We start from the raw sequence: 21,658 nt of genomic DNA, 5'->3' as shown, positions 1-21,658 counted from the left end.
TTTATTCTACTCTTTTAACCTCTTAACATTTGCACCAACAGCTTCAAGCTTCTTTTCTAAAGCATCATAACCACGATCTAAATGATAAATTCTATGTACATCTGTTATCCCATCTGCAACTAATCCTGCTAAAACTAGAGCGCTTGAAGCTCTTAAGTCTGTTGCCATAACATCAGTTCCACTTAGTTGTGTTCCACCATTTATCGTAGCTACACTTCCGTTTAATGAGATGTCAGCTCCCATTCTTTGTAGTTCACTAACATGCATAAATCTATTTTCAAACAGTCTCTCTTCAATAATAGAAGTTCCAGTAGCTTGAGTAGCCAAAGCTAAAAATTGAGCTTGCATATCTGTTGGAAATCCTGGATATTCTTGTGTAACTATTTTAACAGCTTTAATCACATCTGATGGATGAATCGTAATTGTATCCTCACTAAGAGTAAAACTGCTTCCCATCTCCTCAAGTTTAGCTAATACAGAGCCAAGATGATGATAATTCACATGAGTAAGTGTTAACTCACAACGACTAATTGCTCCTGCACAAAGGTATGTACCAGCTTCGATTCGATCTGGTATAACAGAAAATTCTTGGATATCAACAAGTTTTCCATTTGTTCCATGAATAGTTAAAATTGCTGTACCGATTCCATCAATTTGAACGCCACTTGCATTAAGTATTTCACACAGTTGAACTACTTCAGGTTCTCTTGCCGCGTTTGTAAGGGTTGTATTGCCAGATGCTAGAGCTGCAGCCATTAAAATGTTTGCAGTTCCGGTTACTGTTATCTTATCAAAGATAATATCACAACCCTTTAGCCCATTTGGAGCAGTTGCTTGTATGTAACCTGATTCTATATTAATCTTCGCACCCATTTGCTCTAAAGCTTTTAAGTGAAGATCAACTGGTCTTTGTCCAATCGCACAACCACCTGGAAGAGATACTTCACAGTGACCAAATCTAGCGAGAATTGGTCCTAGTACAAGGATAGAAGCTCGCATAGTTTTTACAATATCATAGGTTGCTTTTGTCTGCGTAAGAGTAGATGTGTCAACTACAACCTTATCATCGTGGAAATCACATTGTGCACCAAGGTTTGATAAGAGCTTTAAAAGAGTATTTATATCTGCAACATGTGGCAAATTTTTAATATTTACACTATTTTTTGCAAGGATAGTCATTGCAATTAGTGGAAGGGATGCATTTTTAGCACCAGAGATTTTAATATTTCCATTTAGAGAATTAACTCTTTTTATCTGTAAGTAATCCATCATCTTCTTTTATAATTTAATAATGAATTATATCTTAAAATATTATTTATTAGGTATATAATCTTTTATAAACGATGTAAACTCATCTTTAGGTAGTGCTTTAGAGAAGTAAAACCCTTGAAGTTGGTCGCATTTCATACTCTTTAATAACTCCACATGCTCTAAAGTTTCTACTCCTTCAGCTACAGTATTAAAACCTAAAGAGTGTGCCATGGAGATAATTGTCTGTACAATTGTTTTATCTTCTTTATTTTTCATTATGTCAATAACAAATGATCTATCAATTTTTAATGTGTTTATCGGAAACTTTTTAAGATAAGATAAAGATGAATAACCTGTTCCAAAATCATCAATGGCAATAGAGACTCCAATCGCTTTTAACTCTCTGAGAGTCTTAAGAGTGTTAGTCATATTTGTTATAGAAATAGTTTCTGTAATCTCAAACTCTACCTGAGAAGGAGAGATTTGATATTTGTTTATCATAGATAAAATAAATGAAACTAATTTTGAGTCTTGAAATTGTCTCGCAGATAGATTTATCGCTATTTTAAGACCTACTAATCCAAGTTTATTCCATTCTTGAAGTTGGAATATAGATTCTTCTATGATTAAATAACCAAGTTCAATCATTAAACCAGTACTTTCAGCAATATGTATAAACTCATCTGGAAATATTAGTCCGTTAACTGGGTGATTCCATCTTACTAAAGCTTCTGCCCCAGATATAAAACCATTGTTTGCATCTATTTTTGCTTGGTAAAATACTTCGATTTCTTTCTTATTCTTTACCGCTTGAATAAGGTCTTGCTCTAGATGCAACTGTTTATCAACAAAATTCCCCATAGTATTTGAGTAAATTTTATAGTTATTTCTACCATGATTTTTTGCTTCATACATTGCAGTATCTGCATTACGTACAAGTTCTTCTACTTCAGTACCATGTTCAGGGTAAATTGAAATACCAATACTTGAAGTTACATATAGTTGGTGATTACCTATTTGATGTTTAGATTGTAGAGCTTCTTGAATCTTAGATGCAATATTGTGAACATCTTGGTCTGATTTAACCAAAGGAAGCAAAAGTACAAACTCATCTCCTCCAAGTCTTGAGAGTGTGTCTGATTCTCTAATATGTTCTTCTAATATCTTTGCTATATGAATAAGAAGTTGATCACCTACACTATGTCCAAGAGTATCATTGATAAGTTTAAAATGATCAAGGTCTAAAAACATTATCGCTATTTTAGTGTTTTCTCTTTTTGCATATTGAATAGCCTTATTCATTCTATCTCTTAAGAGGGTTCTATTTGCAAGGCCAGTTAAGGAGTCATAGTACGCTAATCTTTCAATAGTTTTTTTATTTTTGATATCGTTCGTAATATCCATACTAACTGTGGTAATTCTAACAAGTCCACCTGCTTTTTTGCGAACCTTACCTCTTGTCTGTAAAAAAATTTCTTTATTATTTTGAAGAGTTAGAGCATATTTTATATTGAACTTAGAACCATATTTGATGGCATCTTGTATAACCTTTATTACTCTGTCATAGTCATCTTTTGAGATAAAGTTTAAAAAATCATTCCATTTAATAATAGTGCCAAATTTTACTCCTAAGATGCGATAGACTTCATCACTCAGTAGTAGATTATCTGTAACTACATTGTACTCCCAGCTTCCAACCTTAGCAATTCTTTGAGCCTCTTTAAGATGAACTTTTTTTTGTAAAATAGAATCATTTAATTCTTTTGTATCGTTTATAAAATTTGTAAGTTTTTTAACCATTATATTTGCAGATTTATTAATAGTAGTAATTTCATCATCGACTTGAGTACTCAGAGTAAAGTTATTTGGCTTGTTTGGGTTGAAGTTTTCAAAATCTGATGCTAGTATAGTTAACCTATTTAGTGAATTATACAGAATAAAACCAAGTGCAATGACAGCAAGTCCAAAAATAACAACACCACCAAAAAGCCATTTATAAAAGTTACCTATGTATGTTGAATATGATTTGTTTGAATAGACTATAGTTGCTGTTGCAATTTCTTTTGACGTAACTTTGTCATAAAGAATCTTTCTTGATACTAAATGATTCTTTTTTTCTAACTCTTGTATAGAACTGTTTTCTTTGTAAAATAACATTGGTTTATCAAGGCTTATAGCATCTATCTTTATAAGTAAGACTTTATCATGCTTAAGTTGGTCCGTAGCTATTTTTTTAATTTCATTGTTATTTGCATTAATAAGATTGATAGATATATCTGGATATATTTTTTCTTCTATACATCTAATCTCTTCATTTACTAGATAAGTATAACCCTGAGAAAAGGATTCTTTTGTAATGAAAGTAATAAAAATTATGAAAATGATTGATGAGAAGAAAAGCAGAAAAAGAGTTCTAAACCTTAGTGAAGCAAAGGATATTTTCATGTTGTACAACCTAAATTTAAAAAAACGATTTTACTCTTTAATATATAAAGAAATGCTTTTTTGATATACTTTTATAATCAGTGACACTATAGGAAGTACCATGAGTTCAGCTCTTGATAGACTAAAAAACTTAACAAATAAAATATCTTCTTATGAAACAGCAAGAAAAAATAATATGAAAATATTAAAAAATTTATATACAAAAATACAAATCGATAAAAAAGTAGAAAATTTCTTAGATTTGTTTGATTTTAAAGCTATAAATCTCTCTGGAGCCTCACTTTTAAGTGATTCTCTTGGAGAAATAAAAAATGGAAAATACCTACAAGTTTTAGCTATCAGTTATGATAAGACAGCTTTGCAAAAGAGTAAAAATATTTCTTTGGCATATTTTGGAAAAGTTGAAAATGTTGATAGTGATTTAAAAGATATGGTTGTTGAGTTCATTATCAGATATAGGTTTGAGAAAAGTTTTATGACTCTTGAAAATTACTATGACATGATAGGTACTTTTTCAACAGATGAGTAAATTTTATTTTTTTCTATGGATAAGATGGTCGATTAGACTAACTCTATGTAGTACTATCTTTGCATCTATTATCTCTTTTCTTATTACTATTTCTATTTATACAAGTCAAGGTATGGCAAATTTAAGTAGCGAAGTTACAGATGCCATTATAAATGTTTTTTTATTTTGGTTTCCAGTAGTATGGAGCTTTACCCTTCTTTTAGCACTTTTTCGTGCTTTGAAATATATATTTAATGTTTGTATCTCTGGCTATATGATTAATCTGTACTCTTGTGATGGCAAAGAACTTTTACAAGATGTTGGATATGGTGATATAGTAAAAGTTTGGAGAAAATGGTTTATGCTCATTATATGGCTAGTGGGCTCTTTGATGATTCTTTCTATTGTCTTTACCTATATATTTACATCTTACAGCGGAGTATTTGAGTGGTTCAATATTTACTGGTTATTTGCCTTTTTACTAGTTAGTGGATACTTCTCTTTTATGTTTATGACTGCTAGATGCAAGAGAATTAAAGTAGTAAAATGCTGATATTTTTAGATGTAGAGACTACTGGATTAGAAGAAAAAGATATGGTCTGCTCTATTGGAATCATTGGTGTTGAAGAAAAAAATACTACAACTATATATGAACTAGTTAATGAAGGCAAAAAAATTCTATCTCAGGCTTCTAGTGTAAATCATATTACAAATGAAATGTTAATGGACAAGGTTAAGTTTAAAGAGAGTCAAGCGTATAAGTTCTTAACTTGTCATAACAACCTAGATGCCACGATTATAGGTCATAATATAAAGTTTGATTTGGCAATGCTAGAAAAGTCAGGTTTTAGTTTTAAGGGTGAAGTTATAGATACGCTTAGGGTTACTAAACATCTTGTTCCTGAGTGTGAGCAGTTTTCTTTACAGTTTTTAAGATATGAGTTAAAATTGTATAAACAAGAAAAAGATGAACTTCAGGCACATAATGCATTAAGTGACGCAACAATTGCAAAAAATCTTTACGAATATCTATTAGATTTTGGTACAAAAGAGTTACTCTCAGAGCTTAGTTTTAAAAAAGTGTTGATATCAAAGTTTGAATTTGGAAAATATTCTGGTCGATATATAGAAGAGATAAGTATGTGTGATAGAGGTTATTTAGAGTGGATGCTAGCAAATATTATAGATTTAGATGAAGATTTGCGCTATAGTATCGAATATTATTTAGGAGAACTATCATGAAGATTGCAGTTGAATGTAAGTCACCGTTATTACAAAAATCATTAGAAATATTTTTAGCTTCGCATCTAAGTTCTTTAAAACAATCAGATATTATTGTGCGCGATTTTAAAGTACTAAATGATAAAAAAACATTTTATATATCTAAAGATAGTGATTCTGACTTGTTAAAACCATTTTCCAAGTCAACTCTTATCTTGGCCTTAGAAGATAGATACTCTAATATATCTTCTCAACTAAAGTCACAAACTGATTCTTTGTCTGAAGATGGAGCTGATTTTAGCATCTTAGAAAAACGTATAGATATACTCACTCAAGAGTACAAAGAAAATATTTTAAAGGCAGTTAGAGCATTTTATGAAAAATAGTGGTAAAAGTAAATCATTAACAAAAAAAATAATATCCGGAAAATTTAAAAACAAAGTTTTAAAACTCCCATCAAAAACAACTACACGTTCGTCAAAAGTAATAGTATTAGAATCTTTTTTCAACACTATTCAGTTTGATATCATAGATGCTACATTTGTAGAGGTCTTTTCTGGAAGTGGTTCTATAGGGCTTGAAGCACTAAGCCGTGGTGCAAACAACATACTTTTTATGGAGCAAGACAGAGATGCAATAAAAGTCTTAAAACAAAATATCTCTTTAACTGACCCATCTGCATGTGAAATCTTTAGTGGAGACAGTTTTTCAAATATTAATTCTGTTATATCAAGACTGAAGAAAAATAATCAAAGTGCATACTTTTACATAGACCCACCATTTAGCATCCGAGAAGGTATGGAAGATATCTATGACAAAATGATAGCCATGATAGCATCTATCCCTCCAGAGCTTACAGAGCTAATAATCATCGAGCATATGACAGGCTTAGAAATACCTGAGACTATAGGTGCCTTCAAGATAAAAAAATCTAAAAAGTTTGGGAATACTTCGCTGACTTATCTAATATAAAATGTTACCTCTTGTTACTATTTAATATTATAAAATAAACATGCTTCTCTTAATACACTAAATAAAACAAAAATATACTACTCATGATTATTACAAAAAGGAAATAATCATGAGTAGTATAAAAAAAGTAATTTTAGGTCTGTTTTTACTTCTTTTCATAACTGGATGTATGAAAGTTATAGAGATAGAAGGTAACAAAGAGATAAGCATCAACGAATCTCACACCTACAAAGCTATCATAGTATCTACAAAGTTTAGTGATATGGATAGCTACAAATGGAAAGTAGTATCTGATAACAAAGACTACACACTTACAGGAGAAACTACTTCAGAAGTCACTTTCAATGCATCTAGTGCTGGAACATACACTCTAAAAGTCATAGCTAAGAAAAGCAAAAAACCTTTTAAAGCTACGATAGAGATAAATGTCACAGAACCAGAAATTATAAATGGACATGTACTCCCTCCTGAACCAGACACATTAGTCAATAATTCTACACTACTTGGCATAGACACCAACAATAATGGTGTTAGAGATGATGTGGAGAGAAAGATATATTTTCAGTATAAAAGACCTATAGAACAGGCTTTTATGATGCAGTATGCCGTTCGTTATCCAAAAGTTTTAGAAGATCCTGTAGGAGCAGCAGCATCTGAAGAATTACAAAAAGAGATGTGGAATCAATATTCATGTGAAGGTTACTTAGATGAACAAAATGGAATTGTAATGCCAAATAATATTGTTGATTTTATGGAAGTAGCTTATTTTAATACTAAAGAGCGAATGCGTGCATACCTTGAATTCAATCAGGCTATGAGTGGTGGATCATATAGTATGCCAATCCATGATGAAGACCTTAAAGTAGAAAATTGTAATTTCAATATTGATGAGTTATTGGAGATGGAGAAATGAGAACTTTAATAACATTGCTTTTTATAGCTCTATTTTCATCTCAGCTTCTTGCTGAAAATATTGATGAGTGTAAAACAGATATATATTTTGCTAATGGTGTAGGAGCAGTTTCTCATGAAGCTTCATTTCGTCAAGGAAGAACTCAACTTAAAGCTTATGTAAAAGCTAATTCCAATGTAAAAATTTATATAGGTAAATACGACCTAGCATTTAATACGGGGCATAGAGTAGCAATAGACTTTTTTGAAGCATGGCTACAATATACTGATGAAAATATAGGAGCTGAATTTGGATGGAAAGCTTTTACAGTAGCTATCGGTAGAGCAACAGGTATAGGTGGAGGTGCTATCAAGCTTAGTGAAGAAATCGTACGAACATATGAAGCCAATGATATAAACAAACAAGTTAAAGCATATGAAGATAGTATTAAAATAGGACACGGTGTCCTTGTATTAGCTCACTCACAAGGTAACTTTTTTACAAACAAAGCATATAACTCTGATGGAGGCATAGCCCCTTGGATGCGAGACTACTTTAAAACAGTTGGTTTAGCTTCACCGTCAGATGTGAAAATACCTCATAGTTCTTACTTAACATATGATAATGACCCAATCTCTGTACTTAATGGTGCAGGGGAGATAGTAAGAAATCCTATGCGTTATTATGTATGGTTGCCTGGTCCAAATGCTATAGTTGATTCAACATCTACAATACCTTGTGCTCCTATTACTATAGCTGATTGTACAACGCCAATGTGTAATGCAGAAGAATGGTATTCAGAAGATAGTAGTTTAAGTGATTTTCATGCGTTTGATTACTATATGCAAACATCAGCCACACAAACAGATATTTATAAATCTTTAACTGAATGGATAGAGTTTCACAATAGTATTTATACTGCTTCACAATGGGAAACAGACCAAGAACTAAATAAAGAGTACAAGATAACTGTAAAGCATATATTTGATTCTAGTGTAGTTATGAGTGAAGAAGTCTACCCCCTTCGAAGCGTCTAAAAAACTTTACTATGTGCAATGAGTTGTATCAGAAGATATATCAGGGTATGTAAAAGCTAGTTGTGGTGGTACTAAGATTTTAGATGCTGATATTGATACTTGGGATAATAAAAAAGATAATGAAGTTTATTATTTGGAAGGGACAAAGGAAGTAATAAATTGCTGTCCTAATTCTTTAACTCTAACTTATGAAAGTTTAAACCAAGACTATAACCGTTTCACTTTATACAAAAACGATATTATATTATTTCAGATTACTTTGAATGAACGTATGGGTACTTATTGTGTTCATGAGGGTTATGGTTTTTTTATTGGTTCATATTTTAGTGGTATTAATCAAATCTCTTTGTCTGATTATGGTAATCCTATACTTCCTCCCGCTTATAGGTTTATAAAATCTATTGACTCACATAAATTTAGTTTAGGTGTCCCACAAATTCCAAATAATGCAAATTATGGTACATCTGTTTTATTTTCTTTTTTTGTAAAAAGTATTCATAGTGTCTCCGGTCGCCAGATATCATTTGTCAAAACAAAAAAACATAATTTTTATGGAAACCCCAATCCATATTATAGCATTTATGTAAATAAGGAGTTTGATTTTGCCAGCATTTTCTAGTTCCACCTTTTCAAGGTGGAATATCTACAGTAGAAAACTAACATGGAATAGGAATTGCTGAGTAATAGTTAGTTAAAGGACTAGCTATGAAAACAATTATTTTACTCTTACTTACTCTTACTTCTATTTACGCTACTAAAATCAATGATGTTGCTAACATTGTCGGTGTTCGTGAGAATCAGATTATTGGTTATTCACTTGTGGTTGGTCTTAATAAAACTGGTGATGGAACTACTTCAAAATTTACACTTCAATCAATCTCTAACATGTTAAAAGCCATGAATATAGATATGAACCCAATAGATATCAAATCAAAAAATGTTGCAGCTGTTGTTGTAACTGCAAACCTTCAAGCATTTGCTAGACAGGGTGATAAGTTTGATATTACGGTTTCATCTATTGGAGATGCTAAATCGCTTGAGGGTGGAACACTTCTTATGACTCCTTTAAAAGGGGTAGATGGTAAAATTTATGCACTTGCACAAGGTGCTATCAGTATCGGTGGGAAAAACTCTAGAGGTGCTGGAAGCGAGTCTCATCCAACTGTTGGTATTGTATTTGAAGGTGGTTTTGTAGAGCGCGAAATAAATATTGATCTTTATAATCAAGAATTCGCGACACTATCACTAAAAGAGTCAAATTTTAAAAATAGTGTTTCTATCCAAAAAGCAATAAACAATTTTTATAGTACACAAGTTGCTATTGCTATGGATCCAAGAACTATTCGTCTTAAAAAACCTAAAAATAAAAGTATGATAGAGTTTTTAGCAGAAGTTCAAGATATAGATATGGAATATAGACCAAAAGATAAAATTATTATAAATGAGAGAACGGGAACTATAATTGCTGGTGTAAATATAGAGGTTAAACCAATAGTTTTGACTCACGGAGACATAACTATAAAAATCCTTGAACAAGATACTCCTTCTCAACCTGAAGGTGCTATGACTGTAGACAAAGATTTAGTAATTGGATTAAGTCAAAATGAGCTTTATACTACAAAGGGAACTACAACTGTGGCTAATATAGTTCGTTCTCTTCAAAAACTTGGAGCAACTCCAAAAGATATTATTTCTATATTGGAAGCTATGAAAAGTGCTGGTAGTATTTCTGCTGAGCTAAAAGTTATCTAAGAAAGAGGAGAGATTATGTACGGTATGAACTCTATAAATATGAAAGCTCAAATGATGGCACAAAATCAAATTGTTCCAAAAATTGATGTAAATTCAGATGAAGCTAAACTTAGAGAACAAACAGATGCTTTTGAATCTGTAATCCTTAAGATGCTAATGGATAATGCTATGAAAGAAGAGAAGAATCTTTTTTCAGAGCAGAATGATCCTGGTGATAAAATATATAAATCAATGTATAGAGAAGAGCTTGCAAAAGCCAGTGCAGGGGGTTTTGGATTTTCTCAAATGCTTTTTGATTTTTTAAGTCGAAAAAATTGAAGTTTTTTTTTTATTTGTCGATATAGCTGTATGTAAAAAGTCTATATAGATAATTAAGGATAAATTATGATTTCGCAAGTTAATAGTTCTTCGGTTCGTAGTGCTTATGCTAGCAACTTTGGAGAGTCCAAAGAAGCAAACAAAGCCTCAACAAATATAACAAAACAAGGTGATACAAGCAAGGTCGAGCAGATAAAAGAAGCTCTTGAATCCGGCGAGTATAAAATTAACCTAGAAGCTCTTTCTCAGAAGATAGCAGACGAGTTGCTATAGGTTTAAACACAAGACAGGGGTTAAAGATGTTGTCTCATCATTTACAAGGTGCCTTAATAGATTTAAGGGATTTAATAAAAATTACTGAGTCTGATATAGCAGATATTAAAGAAGCTAAAAATGATCCACAATTTGATAGATTATCGTTAAAAGAAGAAAAACTTAAAAGCTTCGAGCAAAAAAAAGCCATGATTGATCATGAAATATCATCTTTAATGACTAGAAATCCTGATATGGACTTACCAGGACTTATAAACCCTGAACAACATTTACAACTAGATGAATTAAAAGTTGAACTAAATAATCTCAGGGATGTAAATAAACACTATGCAAGACTTGTATTAATAGTAAGTAATTTATATAACACTTTCTTAGAAAGAGTTGTTCCAACTGAGATGCAAGGATATAATAGAGTAGCATCTAAAAATCCTTCGATACTGGAAATTAGAGTCTAGTATGTCTTCTATATTCAATGCTCTTCATATAGGCTATTCTGGTCTTAACGGAGCTCAAACTGGTATTAATACAACGTCTCATAATCTTTCAAATGCTGAAACGGATGGTTATTCTAGACAAAGAGTTATTCATCAAACTGCAACACCATTAGCATCTGCCCCTGGTAACGTTGGTAATGGTACTGAAGTTAAAGATATTCAAAGAATATTTGACAATTTTGTTTATGATAGATATACAAGTATTTCTTCAGATAAAGAATATAGTGATTTTGAGAAAAAAACTTTATCAGAACTTTCAACATATTTTCCAGAGATAGATGGCGTTGGTATAAAAGCCGATTTAACCAAATACTATGATGCGTGGGAAACATTCGCAGATAATCCTGACAATGATGCTATTAAATTATCATTAGCAACACAAACCAAAACTTTATCTGATCATATAACATATACTCAAGAACATGTAACAAGCTTGCAAAGTCAATTAAATGATCAACTTGCAGTAAATATAGATGAAGTAAATTCCATCGCCTCCCAGATAGCAGATGTTAATAAAGCTATTGATATAGCAGAAGCTGGCGGAGGATACACAGCAAATGATTTAAGAGATAAAAGAAATCTCTTAGAAAGAAGTATATCAAGATTAATAGGTGCAGAGATTAATTCTGATCAAATGGAATCTAATATACAGATTGATAGTTCTTCAAATACTAAAACAGGAAGTTACAGTGCTAATATCAATGGCTTTAATATTGTAGATGGACACTCTGTTCATCCTATCCATATATCTAATGAAAATAATAAAAATGGATTTTATGATCTTACATTTGAGAGACAAGATGGTACTTTTATACCTATGGCTGAAAAAATTACGGGTGGTTCAATTGGATCTATCCTTAATTTACGTGGAGCAAGTATTGACACTACCAGTGGAATGCCAACAAATGGTGTTCTCCAAAAAGTTATAACACAGTTTGACGCATTTGCAGAAGGTTTAATAGAATCTACAAATAATCTTTATGCAAGTAGTGCAACAACAAATATGGAATCAAATATTATTGATCTTGATCCTTCAGATTCTCTTGTAAGTTCTAATTTAAATGTTCAAAATGGATCATTTGAAATGATTGTCTATGATATAGATGGAAATATTGCGGCTAAAAGAGATATAGTCATAGATGCAGCTACTGTAATGACAGGTCTTCCTGGTTCGAACTCTATTCAGGGCCAATTTGAAGCACAACTTGATGATAATGAAGATGGAAATGCTAATAATGACTTGGATGATTTTATAAAATTTAATTGGGCTACCTATGCTAGTGGAGATAATGGATTGGAATTATCATTAGATGCACTGGCCGAATCACAAGGTTATACTTTTTCTATGGCTGATACTTTTGAAGATTCATCATATGCTTCAGGAAGTAATTTCGCTGGTGCTCTTGGAATGAGTAGATACTTTGATGGAAATAACGCCAGTAACATACAACTAAATAATTTACTAAATACTAACCCTACTCTAATGGCAGCAGGTGCAACACCATTGGCAGGAGATAATACTATTGCTTTAAATATGGTTCAAGACCAGTTTGAAAAAGTTGATTTTCATGTTGGAAATGATGATGTAAATTCTACTAAGTATGCTATGTTTGATCTTATAACTACTAATGTTGGTATTCAAACAAATGCGGCGGTACTTAAAAATGAAACTATATCAACCCAGTTTAATGCTACAGAATTAGAATATAACTCAGTATCAAAAGTAAGTATAGATGAAGAGATGACAAACTTGATTAAATATCAAACATCATATGGTGCTGCTGCAAAAGTTATAACTACAATTGATCAGATGATGCAGACTCTTCTTGGAATAAAACAGTAACGCAGATGCCAAAATTTAGCATTTTTATTTTACTTTTTGTTTTTATATTTTCTTTTTTAGGTTCTTTTATTTATAGTATAGACGCTACTACATTGGATAGCTCTTCTATCCTTTTACCTCCGTCAGTAGATCATTTTCTTGGAACCGATAGATTGGGTAGAGATATTCTTGCTAGACTTATGGAAGGTGGTAAAGTGTCATTAACAATTGGTGCAGTAAGTGCTTTTATCGCTTCAATAATAGGCTTAATGTTTGGAGCTACTGCTGGTTATTTTCGAGGGAATGTCGATAAAGGTCTTATGGTGATAATTGATTTATTTTTAACTTTTCCAACTTTTTTTCTTTTATTAACCCTTATAAGTTATGTCAATGCTTCTGTATGGATTCTAATTGTTATTATATCTATTACTGGGTGGATGACCACAGCAAGACTTGTTCGTTCAGAGAGTTTCAAAGTAACTTCACAGCCATTTATAAAAATCTTAAATATTGCAAATGTGAGTAAAACAAAAATACTCTTTAAATATTATGCTCCAATTCTTGCACCAATTTATTTCGTTAGCTTTACATTTGGTGTTGGTGGAGCAATTTTAGCAGAATCTGCACTTAGCTTTTTAGGATTAGGAATCGTTGCACCTCAAATGAGTTGGGGTACTATTCTAAGTGAAGGTAAAAGTGTAGTAGAAATTGCTTCATGGGCGAGTTTCTCACCAGGACTTATGATATTTTTAGTTACATTTTCACTTATTAACATTTCAAACTATTTACAGCAATTAACAAATCAAAAACAGATTCAAAACTAAAGGTTACTAGATGCAAGAGAAGAAAATAGGTTACTTTTTTATTGTATTAGCAAGTGTTATTATTGTTTTAGCTGGTGTTAAGAGTGCTACATCTATAGTAATTCCCTTTTTACTTGCACTATTCATAGCAATTATACTTTCTCCATCATATAACTACTTCAATAAAAAAGGTATACCAAATGGTCTATCTTTAACATTTGTAATAACTCTGTTTATAATATTTTTAATGTTTGTTGCAAAACTAATTGGAACATCAGCTCAAGAATTTAGCTCAAATATAGGTTTTTATGAAGAGCAATTATCAGGAAGTCTACATAAATTAACTCAGTTGGCAATAAGTCTTGGAGTAGAACTCCCTGAAAAAGAGATAACTAGTATAATAAATCCTAAGCAAATTATGCAGTTGTCTCGTGGAATAGTTCAAGGTATCGGCTCAATGTTCACTGATGGATTTGTAATACTTCTGAGCGTAATATTTATGCTTTTAGAATCAAAACACTTTACAAGTAAGATAAGATATGCAACAAAAGATAATAGTGTAATAAATAATATAGAAGAGATACTTAGTAAAATAAAAAGATATATGGTTTTAAAAGCTTTAATATCTCTTTTTACTGGTTTTATAATTTGGATAGCTTTACTAAGTATAGGAACTGACTATGCTTTTCTTTGGGCTGTTTTAGCTTTTATGTTAAACTTTATTCCAAATATAGGATCTATTATTGCAGCGGTTCCTGCTGTACTAATAACACTAATTCAATTAGGCTCAATCAGTGCCTTAATCGTTAGTGGTGTATATGTTGGAGTAAACGTAATTATAGGTTCTGTTATAGAGCCAAAAATTATGGGAAAAGGACTTGGGCTCTCAACATTAGTTGTTTTTTTATCATTGCTTTTTTGGGGATGGTTACTTGGAATAGTAGGAATGTTACTCTCTATACCTCTGACTATGATAGCTAAAATAGTTCTAGATGAAGATAAAAATACAAGATGGATAGCAGTTTTATTAGGTTCTGGTGAGAACTTGCAAGAAGAGAAGTAAGTAAAATAAAAGAGCAATATAGATATACTCTATATATAAAATTCTTCAAGGTTTATGATGTCAAATAATAATATAAAAATTCGAAAATGTCTATTTCCAGCAGCTGGTTATGGTACAAGATTTTTACCTGCAACTAAAGCAATTCCAAAAGAGATGCTACCAGTATTAACTAAACCATTACTTCAATATGGGGTAGAAGAAGCAATAAGTGCTAACATAGAAACTATGGCTATTGTTACGGGTAGAGGTAAAAGAGCAATTGAAGATCATTTTGATATATCTTATGAGTTAGAACATCAGATTAAAGATACATCCAAAGAACATTACCTTACAGAGATAAGAAATGTAATAAATAATTGTACTTTTTCATATACTAGACAGATTGAAATGAAAGGTTTAGGACATGCAATAGCTTGTGGTGAAACACTTATTGGACAAGAACCTTTTGCCGTAATACTAGCAGATGACTTATGTGATAATGATTCTGATTCAGTGCTTTCTCAAATGATTAAACTATATGAAAAATATCAATGCAGCATAGTTGCAGTTGAGGAAATTCCAGCAGAGGACTCTAATAAGTATGGAGTAATTGCAGGTGATGTTATTGAAGATAATGTTATTCGAGTAAATGATATGGTAGAAAAACCTGAACCTCAAGATGCACCTTCGAACTTAGCAATAATAGGTAGATATATACTTACTCCAGATATTTTTGACATAATAAAAGATACTAAAGCTGGCAGAGGCGGAGAGATACAGATTACAGATGCATTATTAACACAGGCCAAAAAAGGTGGTGTTATTGCGTATAAATTCAAAGGTAAAAGATTTGATTGTGGTAGTGTAGATGGTTTTGTACAAGCAACAAACTATTTTTACAATAAGCAAAAATAACGGATTAAATTATGATTTTAATGATAGACAACTATGATAGCTTCACTTACAATATCGTTCAGTATTGTAAAGAATTAGGAGCAGATTTAAAAATAATAAGAAATGATGAAATGAGTGTTTTAGAGATTGAAAAATTAAATCCTGAAAAAATCATTATATCTCCTGGGCCTGCATCTCCTAATGAAGCTGGAATAACACTTGAAACTATAGAATATTTTCAAGATAAATTACCAATTTTAGGAATTTGTTTAGGTCATCAAAGTATTGCTCAAGTATTTGGATCAGATGTTGTCCGTGCTAAAAATATGATGCATGGCAAAACATCTATAATGAAAAGAGAAAAAGAATGTGCAATTTTTAAAGATATTCCACAAGAATTTATAGCAACAAGATATCATTCACTTATAGTAGATAAAGAATCTCTTCCAAAAATAGTGGAGCCAACAGCATTCAGCACAGATGATGATGAAATTATGGCAATAAAGATAAAAGACAGAGATATTTATGGTGTTCAATTTCATCCTGAATCAATAATGAGTGAACATGGACACAAAATAATTGGGAATTTTCTAAAATTATGAGTTATAGATTCATCTTATTCTTAATCTTAGGAATAGATGCTTCTATCCTTCTATTTCAAACATCTTCACTATCAATCTCTCATGCTGAAGCAATGATTCTGTATGGAGATATCTCTTTTTTACAACTAATAATAAAAACTTCAATATATTTTTTAGGCTCTAATGATTTTGCATTAAGACTGCCAATGATTATTTTTCATCTTTTGAGTGCCTTATTAATATATAAAATATCTAAAAATTATCTACCTAATAGAAAAAATAGATTATGGCTTCTACTTGTATTTGTTCTACTTCCTGGAGTTATAAGTTCTGCAATAATAGTAGAGAGCGCAGGCATGTTGATATTTGCTCTTTTGTTCTTTGTTTATGCATATGAAAACTTTGCTAGAAAATATATATATTTTCTTCTTGGCATCTATGTACTTATTGGAGGAGAATTTGTATATTTATTTTTAGCGCTATCTATATTTTCAATCTATTCCAAGCAAAGAACTTTTTTTATATTTAATATGTTTGCTTTTTTTATATCATTATTAGTATACGGGGTAGATACTAAGGGAATTCCTCAAGGACACTTCTTAGATTCTATAGCAGTATATACTGCTATATTTACTCCTATTATATTTATCTATCTCTTTTATATATTATATAGAAGGTACTTAACTAAGCAAATCGATATATTATGGTTTATTGCGTCTGTGGCATTTGTATTTTCTTTACTTTTATCTTTTAGACAAAAAATAGAATTAGAACATTTTGCTCCATATCTTATCTTAGCTCTTCCCTTAGCCGCACAAACTTTTTATCATTCATATAGAGTTAGATTAAAAATGTTTAGAACAAGATATAGAATTATATTTACTGTATCTCTTATATTGCTAATTCTAAATTCTTTAGTTGTGTTTTTCAATAAAGAACTATATATATTTATACAAAAGCCACAAAATCACTTCGCTTATAATATGCATGTTGCAAAAGAATTGGCATCTGAGTTAAAGAGCAGAGGTATAGAATGTGTGGATACAGATTCGAAAATGTCAAAGAGATTAAAATTTTATGGTGTAACTTATTGTAGCACTGATGTGTTGATTGAAATAAATCAGACAGAAAGAATTAATAATAATGTAACTATTAGTTACGAAAATAGGCCCGTATATAAAGGAATGTTACTAAAGTAAACACTAGCAATGAATCTTTAGTCTAAAATCCTTATAAATCAGATTGATTTAGTGGAATGTGATAAAATTTCTATAAATAATAGATAGGAGTTTTACATGGCACAAAAAGCAATCAGAGAATATGATGCAAAGTCAATTTTAGCAAAACATTGGAATGAATATTTTCCAGATTTTACTTATGCTTATGAAACTGTGATGGTTCAAAATGGATCAGAGTTGAAAAAAGCGACAAAGGGTAAAACTTGGATTAAAGACAAAGCCCTAGTTGCTAAACCAGATATGTTGTTTGGCAAAAGAGGTAAGAACGATTTAGTTCTTTTTAAAGACGTTAAGCCAGGTGATGTTTCTTTATCTAAAGCTATATCTTGGATTGATGAAAAATCATCAAACGAACAATCAGTGTTTTTTTCATTTGATGGTGATACTCCTACTGGTGAAGCAAAAGTTGATATGTTAACTCACTTTGTTGTTGAACCATTTACTCCACACAAACAAGAAGAAGAATATTATATTTCTGCAACAGTAATCGGTGATAATGATGTTTTATACATGTCTGCTGAAGGAGGAATGGAAGTTGAAGAAGCTTGGGATGAAAAAGTTACTGAACTTACTTTTTTAATTACAGACTCAGAAGAAGAAATATCTAAAAAAATTAAAGCTAATATTCCTAAAGATATTGTAAAAGCTAATAAAGTCGCATATGCAGAATTTGCAATAGGTTTTTTTAGAGCATATAGAGAATTAAACTTCTCATATCTTGAAATAAATCCTTTTATAATGCAAGGTAAAAAAATTGAACTTCTTGATATGGTTGCCAAACTTGATGATACTGCTGGTTTCATGATGGTAGAAGAGTGGGGTGATATTGAATATCCTACTGCATTTGGTATGGAAGCAAAGTCTCCAGAAGTTATTGCTATTGAAGAAGCAGATGCAAAGACAGGAGCTTCTTTAAAACTCACCTTACTTAAACCAGAAGCTAGAATCTGGACTATGGTTGCAGGTGGAGGAGCCTCCGTTGTTTATGCTGATACTATCGCTGACTTAGCTGGAATTGAAGATTTAGCTAATTATGGTGAGTATTCCGGTGGACCAACTACTGGTGAGACTAAATTCTATGCTGAGATTCTATTAGATCTTATGACTAGAAAAAAAGATGCAATGGGTCGTGAAAAAATCATGATTATTGGTGGTGCAATAGCCAATTTTACAGATGTTGCTAAAACATTTACAGGTATTATTCAAGCTTTTGAAAATTATGCTGAAAAAATGTTAGAAGTTGGTATTAAGATATATGTACGTCGCGGGGGACCAAATTATGAAAAAGGTCTTAGAGATATTAAAGAGGCTGCAGATAGACTTGGCCTTTATATTGAAGTTTATGGACCACAAACACATGTTACAGACATAGTGCGTATGGCATTAGCGAAGTAAGGAGAAAAAGATGGCACAATTATTTACTAGAGATACACAAGCAATTTTTTGGAATAACAATAAAACTGCAATTCAAAGAATGTTAGATTATGACTACACAATTAAAAGAGAGAAGCCCTCAGTAGTAGCAATCGTTGCACCAACAAGTGGCAATAAATTTGATAAATTTTTCTATGGTCCAGATGAAGTTATGATTCCACTTTTTAAGACTACTTCAGATGCAAAAGCTGCTCAGCCTCAAGCTGATGTACTTTTAAACTTTGCATCTTTTAGGACAGCTTATGATGTAACTATGGAAGCTTTAAATATTGGAGGTTTTAGCTCAATTATGATTACTGCTGAAGGAATTCCTGAAAGACTAGCTCGTGGTATGAATGAATATGCAAGAAGTAAAAATGTTACAGTAATAGGACCTGCGACTGTTGGAGCTATTGCTCCTGGCGCATTTAAGATTGCAAATATTGGAGGAACAATTGAAAATATAGTTCAATCTAAACTTCATCGGGCAGGTTCGTGTGGACTTGTAACACGCTCCGGAGGTTTATTTAACGAAATTTCCAATATTATATCTATTAATGCAGATGGTATTGCAGAAGGTGTTGCTATTGGTGGAGATAGATTTGTTGGCTCTGTTTTTATTGATAATTTATTAAGAATGCAAGCTAACCATGAAGTCAAATATATGCTACTTTTAGGTGAAGTTGGTGGTACTGAAGAGTATAAAGTAATAGAAGCGATTAAAGATGGCAAACTTACTAAACCAATAATTGCTTGGTGTATCGGTACAATTGCAAAGCATTATGACTCTGGTGTTCAATTTGGTCATGCTGGCGCATCGGCAAATGATGATAAAGAAACTGCAGAGTCTAAAAATGATGCAATGAGACTAGCTGGTATTCATGTTCCAGGATCTTTTAATGATTTGCCGGAGATAATTTCAGCTGTTTATCATGACTTACATGCACAAGGAAAAATTGAAGATACTAAAGAACCTTCTCTTAATCTTGTTCCAAAGTCAAGAAGAAGTAAAGAGTTTATCTGTACTATTTCTGATGAAAGAGGTGAAGAAGCTCACTATTGCGGATACCCAATATCTTCTGTTGCAACTCCAGATACTGGATTTACAATTGGTGATGTGATGAGTATTTTATGGTTTAAAAAAAGATATCCAAGATGGGCTGTTGATTTTTTGGAAACTGTACTTAAAACTGTTGCAGATCATGGTCCGGCAGTATCAGGTGCTCATAATGCAAAAGTTACAGCAAGAGCTGGCAAAGATGTTATAAGTTCACTTATAGCAGGTCTTCTTACTATTGGCCCAAGGTTTGGTGGTGCGATTGATGGAGCTGCTAAATATTTCAAATATGCGAACGATAAGAACTTATCTCCAAAGGAATTCTTAGCTTATATGAAAAAAGAAGGTATTCCAATTCCAGGAATTGGACATAGAATTAAGTCACTTAAAAATCCAGATTTACGTGTTGAAAGTCTTAAAAAATTTGCAAAAGAGTATTTTCCAAGTACTCCATTACTTGATTATGCATTAACTGTAGAGCAATTAATAACATCTAAAAAAGAAAACTTAATTCTTAATGTTGATGGTACAATTGGTATTTTAATGATTGATATGTGGAGATCATTATCTTATAAAGACGAAGAAATTGATGTGTTCATTGATGCTGGTGCATTAAACGCATTCTTTATTCTTGGTAGATCAATAGGATTTATCGGTCATATTCTAGATGAAAAAAGACTTGCAATGCCAATGTACAGACATTCAATGGATGATATTTTGTATGATGTGCAAAAAGCAGAAGAGCTTTAATAGATAACTTTTTCCAAGGAATTATTATTCCTTGGATTCCTTTTTTCCTTCTTCTCAATAATTTTTAAATTTTATGATATTTTGCTATACTCAATTGCAACTATAATATTTAGAGGTATTTTATGAAAAAAGCTTTTACTATGCTAGAACTGGTTTTCGTATTAGTTATAATAGGTATATTAGCAGCAGTAATGCTACCTCAGATGCAATCAACAAAATTAAGAGAAGCAGCAATCCAAGTTGTGTCACATATAAGATATACGCAGCATTTAGCTATGGTTGATGATAAGTTTGATTCCACTGATGCTAGTTGGTATAAATTGAGATGGCAGATTGTATTTAGTGATTCAGCTTACTCTGAAGACGAAGTTGCATATAGTGTATATACTGATAAATCAAAGACAGGTAGTCCAAATTCAACTTTAGATGAAGTGGCAATAAACCCGATTGATAAAAACAAGTTACTAAGCGGTGGACATTCTGGTACAATTTATACAAGTAATACTAAAGCAACTAAAACAATGAATTTAGGATTGACATATAATATTTCTGATTATGATCTTGATGGAGGATGTAGTGGTGCTAGGATTACATTTGATCATTTAGGAAGACCAATAAATGGAACAATACATAATGATAGTCAAGCATATGAGAATAACAGTTTAATTGAAACTACGTGTAATATAATACTTACAAGTCCAGAAGGCAGTGTGACAATCGCTATAGAACCAGAAACAGGTTATGCTCACATATTAGATTCATAAAAAAATAGGAGGTTTTAAAAACTTCCCTTCCACTTAAGAAACTTCAAAGCATTAACCCCCTATAATTCCCATCCACAAACAAAGAGACCTTGTCAAAAAGGACTAGAGAGACTTCGAGTTGAAGCTTTTGA

General features: G+C 31.6%; 23 protein-coding genes. 21 read left to right on the top strand and 2 right to left on the bottom strand.

The features are described 5' to 3' along the window. Positions 1-6: 6 nt before the first annotated feature. Together murA and QZZ48_RS05210 are read right to left on the bottom strand one after the other, a co-directional pair. Positions 7-1,269, bottom strand: coding sequence for a UDP-N-acetylglucosamine 1-carboxyvinyltransferase (murA, locus tag QZZ48_RS05215; protein ID WP_294962723.1), 1,263 nt, complete (start codon positions 1,267-1,269; stop codon positions 7-9). Between the two features lie 42 nt (positions 1,270-1,311). Further along, a complete protein-coding gene (locus QZZ48_RS05210; protein WP_294962721.1) occupies positions 1,312-3,696 on the bottom strand; it encodes a GGDEF domain-containing phosphodiesterase in 2,385 nt (794 codons plus the stop codon). 100 nt (positions 3,697-3,796) lie between these two features. Here QZZ48_RS05210 and QZZ48_RS05205 point away from each other — a divergent pair, with 100 nt between their 5' ends. The 21 genes from QZZ48_RS05205 (at position 3,797) to QZZ48_RS05105 (ending at position 21,527) form a co-directional block, all read left to right on the top strand. Beyond that, positions 3,797-4,225, top strand: coding sequence for a hypothetical protein (locus tag QZZ48_RS05205; RefSeq protein ID WP_294962719.1), 429 nt, complete (start codon positions 3,797-3,799; stop codon positions 4,223-4,225). Next, a complete protein-coding gene (locus QZZ48_RS05200; protein WP_294962717.1) occupies positions 4,218-4,757 on the top strand; it encodes a hypothetical protein in 540 nt (179 codons plus the stop codon). The genes QZZ48_RS05205 and QZZ48_RS05200 overlap by 8 nt, the downstream gene beginning before the upstream one ends. Further along, positions 4,751-5,446, top strand: a complete 696-nt coding sequence (locus QZZ48_RS05195; RefSeq protein ID WP_294962715.1) for an exonuclease domain-containing protein — start codon at positions 4,751-4,753, stop codon at positions 5,444-5,446. The genes QZZ48_RS05200 and QZZ48_RS05195 overlap by 7 nt, the downstream gene beginning before the upstream one ends. Further along, on the top strand, positions 5,443-5,811 hold the full coding sequence (locus QZZ48_RS05190; RefSeq protein WP_294962713.1) for a hypothetical protein: 369 nt from the start codon (positions 5,443-5,445) through the stop codon (positions 5,809-5,811). The genes QZZ48_RS05195 and QZZ48_RS05190 overlap by 4 nt, the downstream gene beginning before the upstream one ends. Further along, positions 5,801-6,397 (top strand): 16S rRNA (guanine(966)-N(2))-methyltransferase RsmD, encoded by a 597-nt coding sequence (gene rsmD, locus QZZ48_RS05185; RefSeq protein ID WP_294962711.1) that lies wholly within the window; start codon positions 5,801-5,803, stop codon positions 6,395-6,397. Before QZZ48_RS05190 ends, rsmD begins: the two co-directional genes overlap by 11 nt. A 109-nt stretch (positions 6,398-6,506) precedes the next feature. Beyond that, complete coding sequence (locus QZZ48_RS05180) at positions 6,507-7,310, top strand: hypothetical protein (protein ID WP_294962708.1); 804 nt, start codon at positions 6,507-6,509, stop codon at positions 7,308-7,310. Next, positions 7,307-8,326, top strand: a complete 1,020-nt coding sequence (locus QZZ48_RS05175) for a hypothetical protein (protein WP_294962707.1) — start codon at positions 7,307-7,309, stop codon at positions 8,324-8,326. The genes QZZ48_RS05180 and QZZ48_RS05175 overlap by 4 nt, the downstream gene beginning before the upstream one ends. Before the next feature lie 133 nt (positions 8,327-8,459). After that, the gene (locus QZZ48_RS05170; RefSeq protein ID WP_294962705.1) at positions 8,460-8,945 is read left to right on the top strand and encodes a hypothetical protein; all 486 of its coding nucleotides are present in this window, start codon (positions 8,460-8,462) and stop codon (positions 8,943-8,945) included. 86 nt (positions 8,946-9,031) lie between these two features. Next, entirely contained in the window at positions 9,032-10,078 is a 1,047-nt protein-coding gene (locus tag QZZ48_RS05165; protein WP_294962702.1) for a flagellar basal body P-ring protein FlgI, read from the top strand. A gap of 15 nt (positions 10,079-10,093) precedes the next feature. Continuing rightward, positions 10,094-10,396, top strand: a complete 303-nt coding sequence (locus tag QZZ48_RS05160; protein WP_294962700.1) for a rod-binding protein — start codon at positions 10,094-10,096, stop codon at positions 10,394-10,396. A 66-nt stretch (positions 10,397-10,462) separates the two neighbouring features. Continuing rightward, positions 10,463-10,669, top strand: coding sequence for a flagellar biosynthesis anti-sigma factor FlgM (locus QZZ48_RS05155; RefSeq protein ID WP_294962697.1), 207 nt, complete (start codon positions 10,463-10,465; stop codon positions 10,667-10,669). 26 nt (positions 10,670-10,695) lie between these two features. Continuing rightward, positions 10,696-11,124, top strand: a complete 429-nt coding sequence (locus QZZ48_RS05150) for a hypothetical protein (protein ID WP_294962696.1) — start codon at positions 10,696-10,698, stop codon at positions 11,122-11,124. A 1-nt stretch (position 11,125) separates the two neighbouring features. Beyond that, complete coding sequence (gene flgK / locus QZZ48_RS05145; RefSeq protein WP_294962694.1) at positions 11,126-13,006, top strand: flagellar hook-associated protein FlgK; 1,881 nt, start codon at positions 11,126-11,128, stop codon at positions 13,004-13,006. 5 nt (positions 13,007-13,011) lie between these two features. Next, positions 13,012-13,809: an ABC transporter permease gene (locus tag QZZ48_RS05140; protein WP_294962692.1), complete on the top strand. Its 798-nt coding sequence runs from the start codon at positions 13,012-13,014 to the stop codon at positions 13,807-13,809. Between the two features lie 10 nt (positions 13,810-13,819). Further along, positions 13,820-14,851, top strand: a complete 1,032-nt coding sequence (locus tag QZZ48_RS05135) for an AI-2E family transporter (protein ID WP_294962689.1) — start codon at positions 13,820-13,822, stop codon at positions 14,849-14,851. Between the two features lie 57 nt (positions 14,852-14,908). Beyond that, a complete protein-coding gene (gene galU / locus QZZ48_RS05130; protein ID WP_294962686.1) occupies positions 14,909-15,745 on the top strand; it encodes a UTP--glucose-1-phosphate uridylyltransferase GalU in 837 nt (278 codons plus the stop codon). Positions 15,746-15,756: 11 nt separating this feature from the next. After that, complete coding sequence (locus QZZ48_RS05125) at positions 15,757-16,326, top strand: aminodeoxychorismate/anthranilate synthase component II (RefSeq protein WP_294962684.1); 570 nt, start codon at positions 15,757-15,759, stop codon at positions 16,324-16,326. Continuing rightward, the gene (locus QZZ48_RS05120) at positions 16,323-17,504 is read left to right on the top strand and encodes a hypothetical protein (protein ID WP_294962681.1); all 1,182 of its coding nucleotides are present in this window, start codon (positions 16,323-16,325) and stop codon (positions 17,502-17,504) included. Before QZZ48_RS05125 ends, QZZ48_RS05120 begins: the two co-directional genes overlap by 4 nt. 96 nt (positions 17,505-17,600) lie before the next feature. Continuing rightward, positions 17,601-18,938: an ATP citrate lyase citrate-binding domain-containing protein gene (locus QZZ48_RS05115; protein ID WP_294962678.1), complete on the top strand. Its 1,338-nt coding sequence runs from the start codon at positions 17,601-17,603 to the stop codon at positions 18,936-18,938. 10 nt (positions 18,939-18,948) lie between these two features. After that, positions 18,949-20,763: a citrate/2-methylcitrate synthase gene (locus QZZ48_RS05110; RefSeq protein ID WP_294962675.1), complete on the top strand. Its 1,815-nt coding sequence runs from the start codon at positions 18,949-18,951 to the stop codon at positions 20,761-20,763. 122 nt (positions 20,764-20,885) lie between these two features. Then, entirely contained in the window at positions 20,886-21,527 is a 642-nt protein-coding gene (locus QZZ48_RS05105) for a prepilin-type N-terminal cleavage/methylation domain-containing protein (RefSeq protein ID WP_294962672.1), read from the top strand. Positions 21,528-21,658 lie beyond the last annotated feature (131 nt).

Origin of the sequence: Sulfurimonas sp. (assembly GCF_016744025.1) — a bacterium.
In the GTDB taxonomy this organism is placed as follows: domain Bacteria; phylum Campylobacterota; class Campylobacteria; order Campylobacterales; family Sulfurimonadaceae; genus Sulfurimonas.
This window is presented reverse-complemented; position numbering and strand designations above follow the sequence as displayed.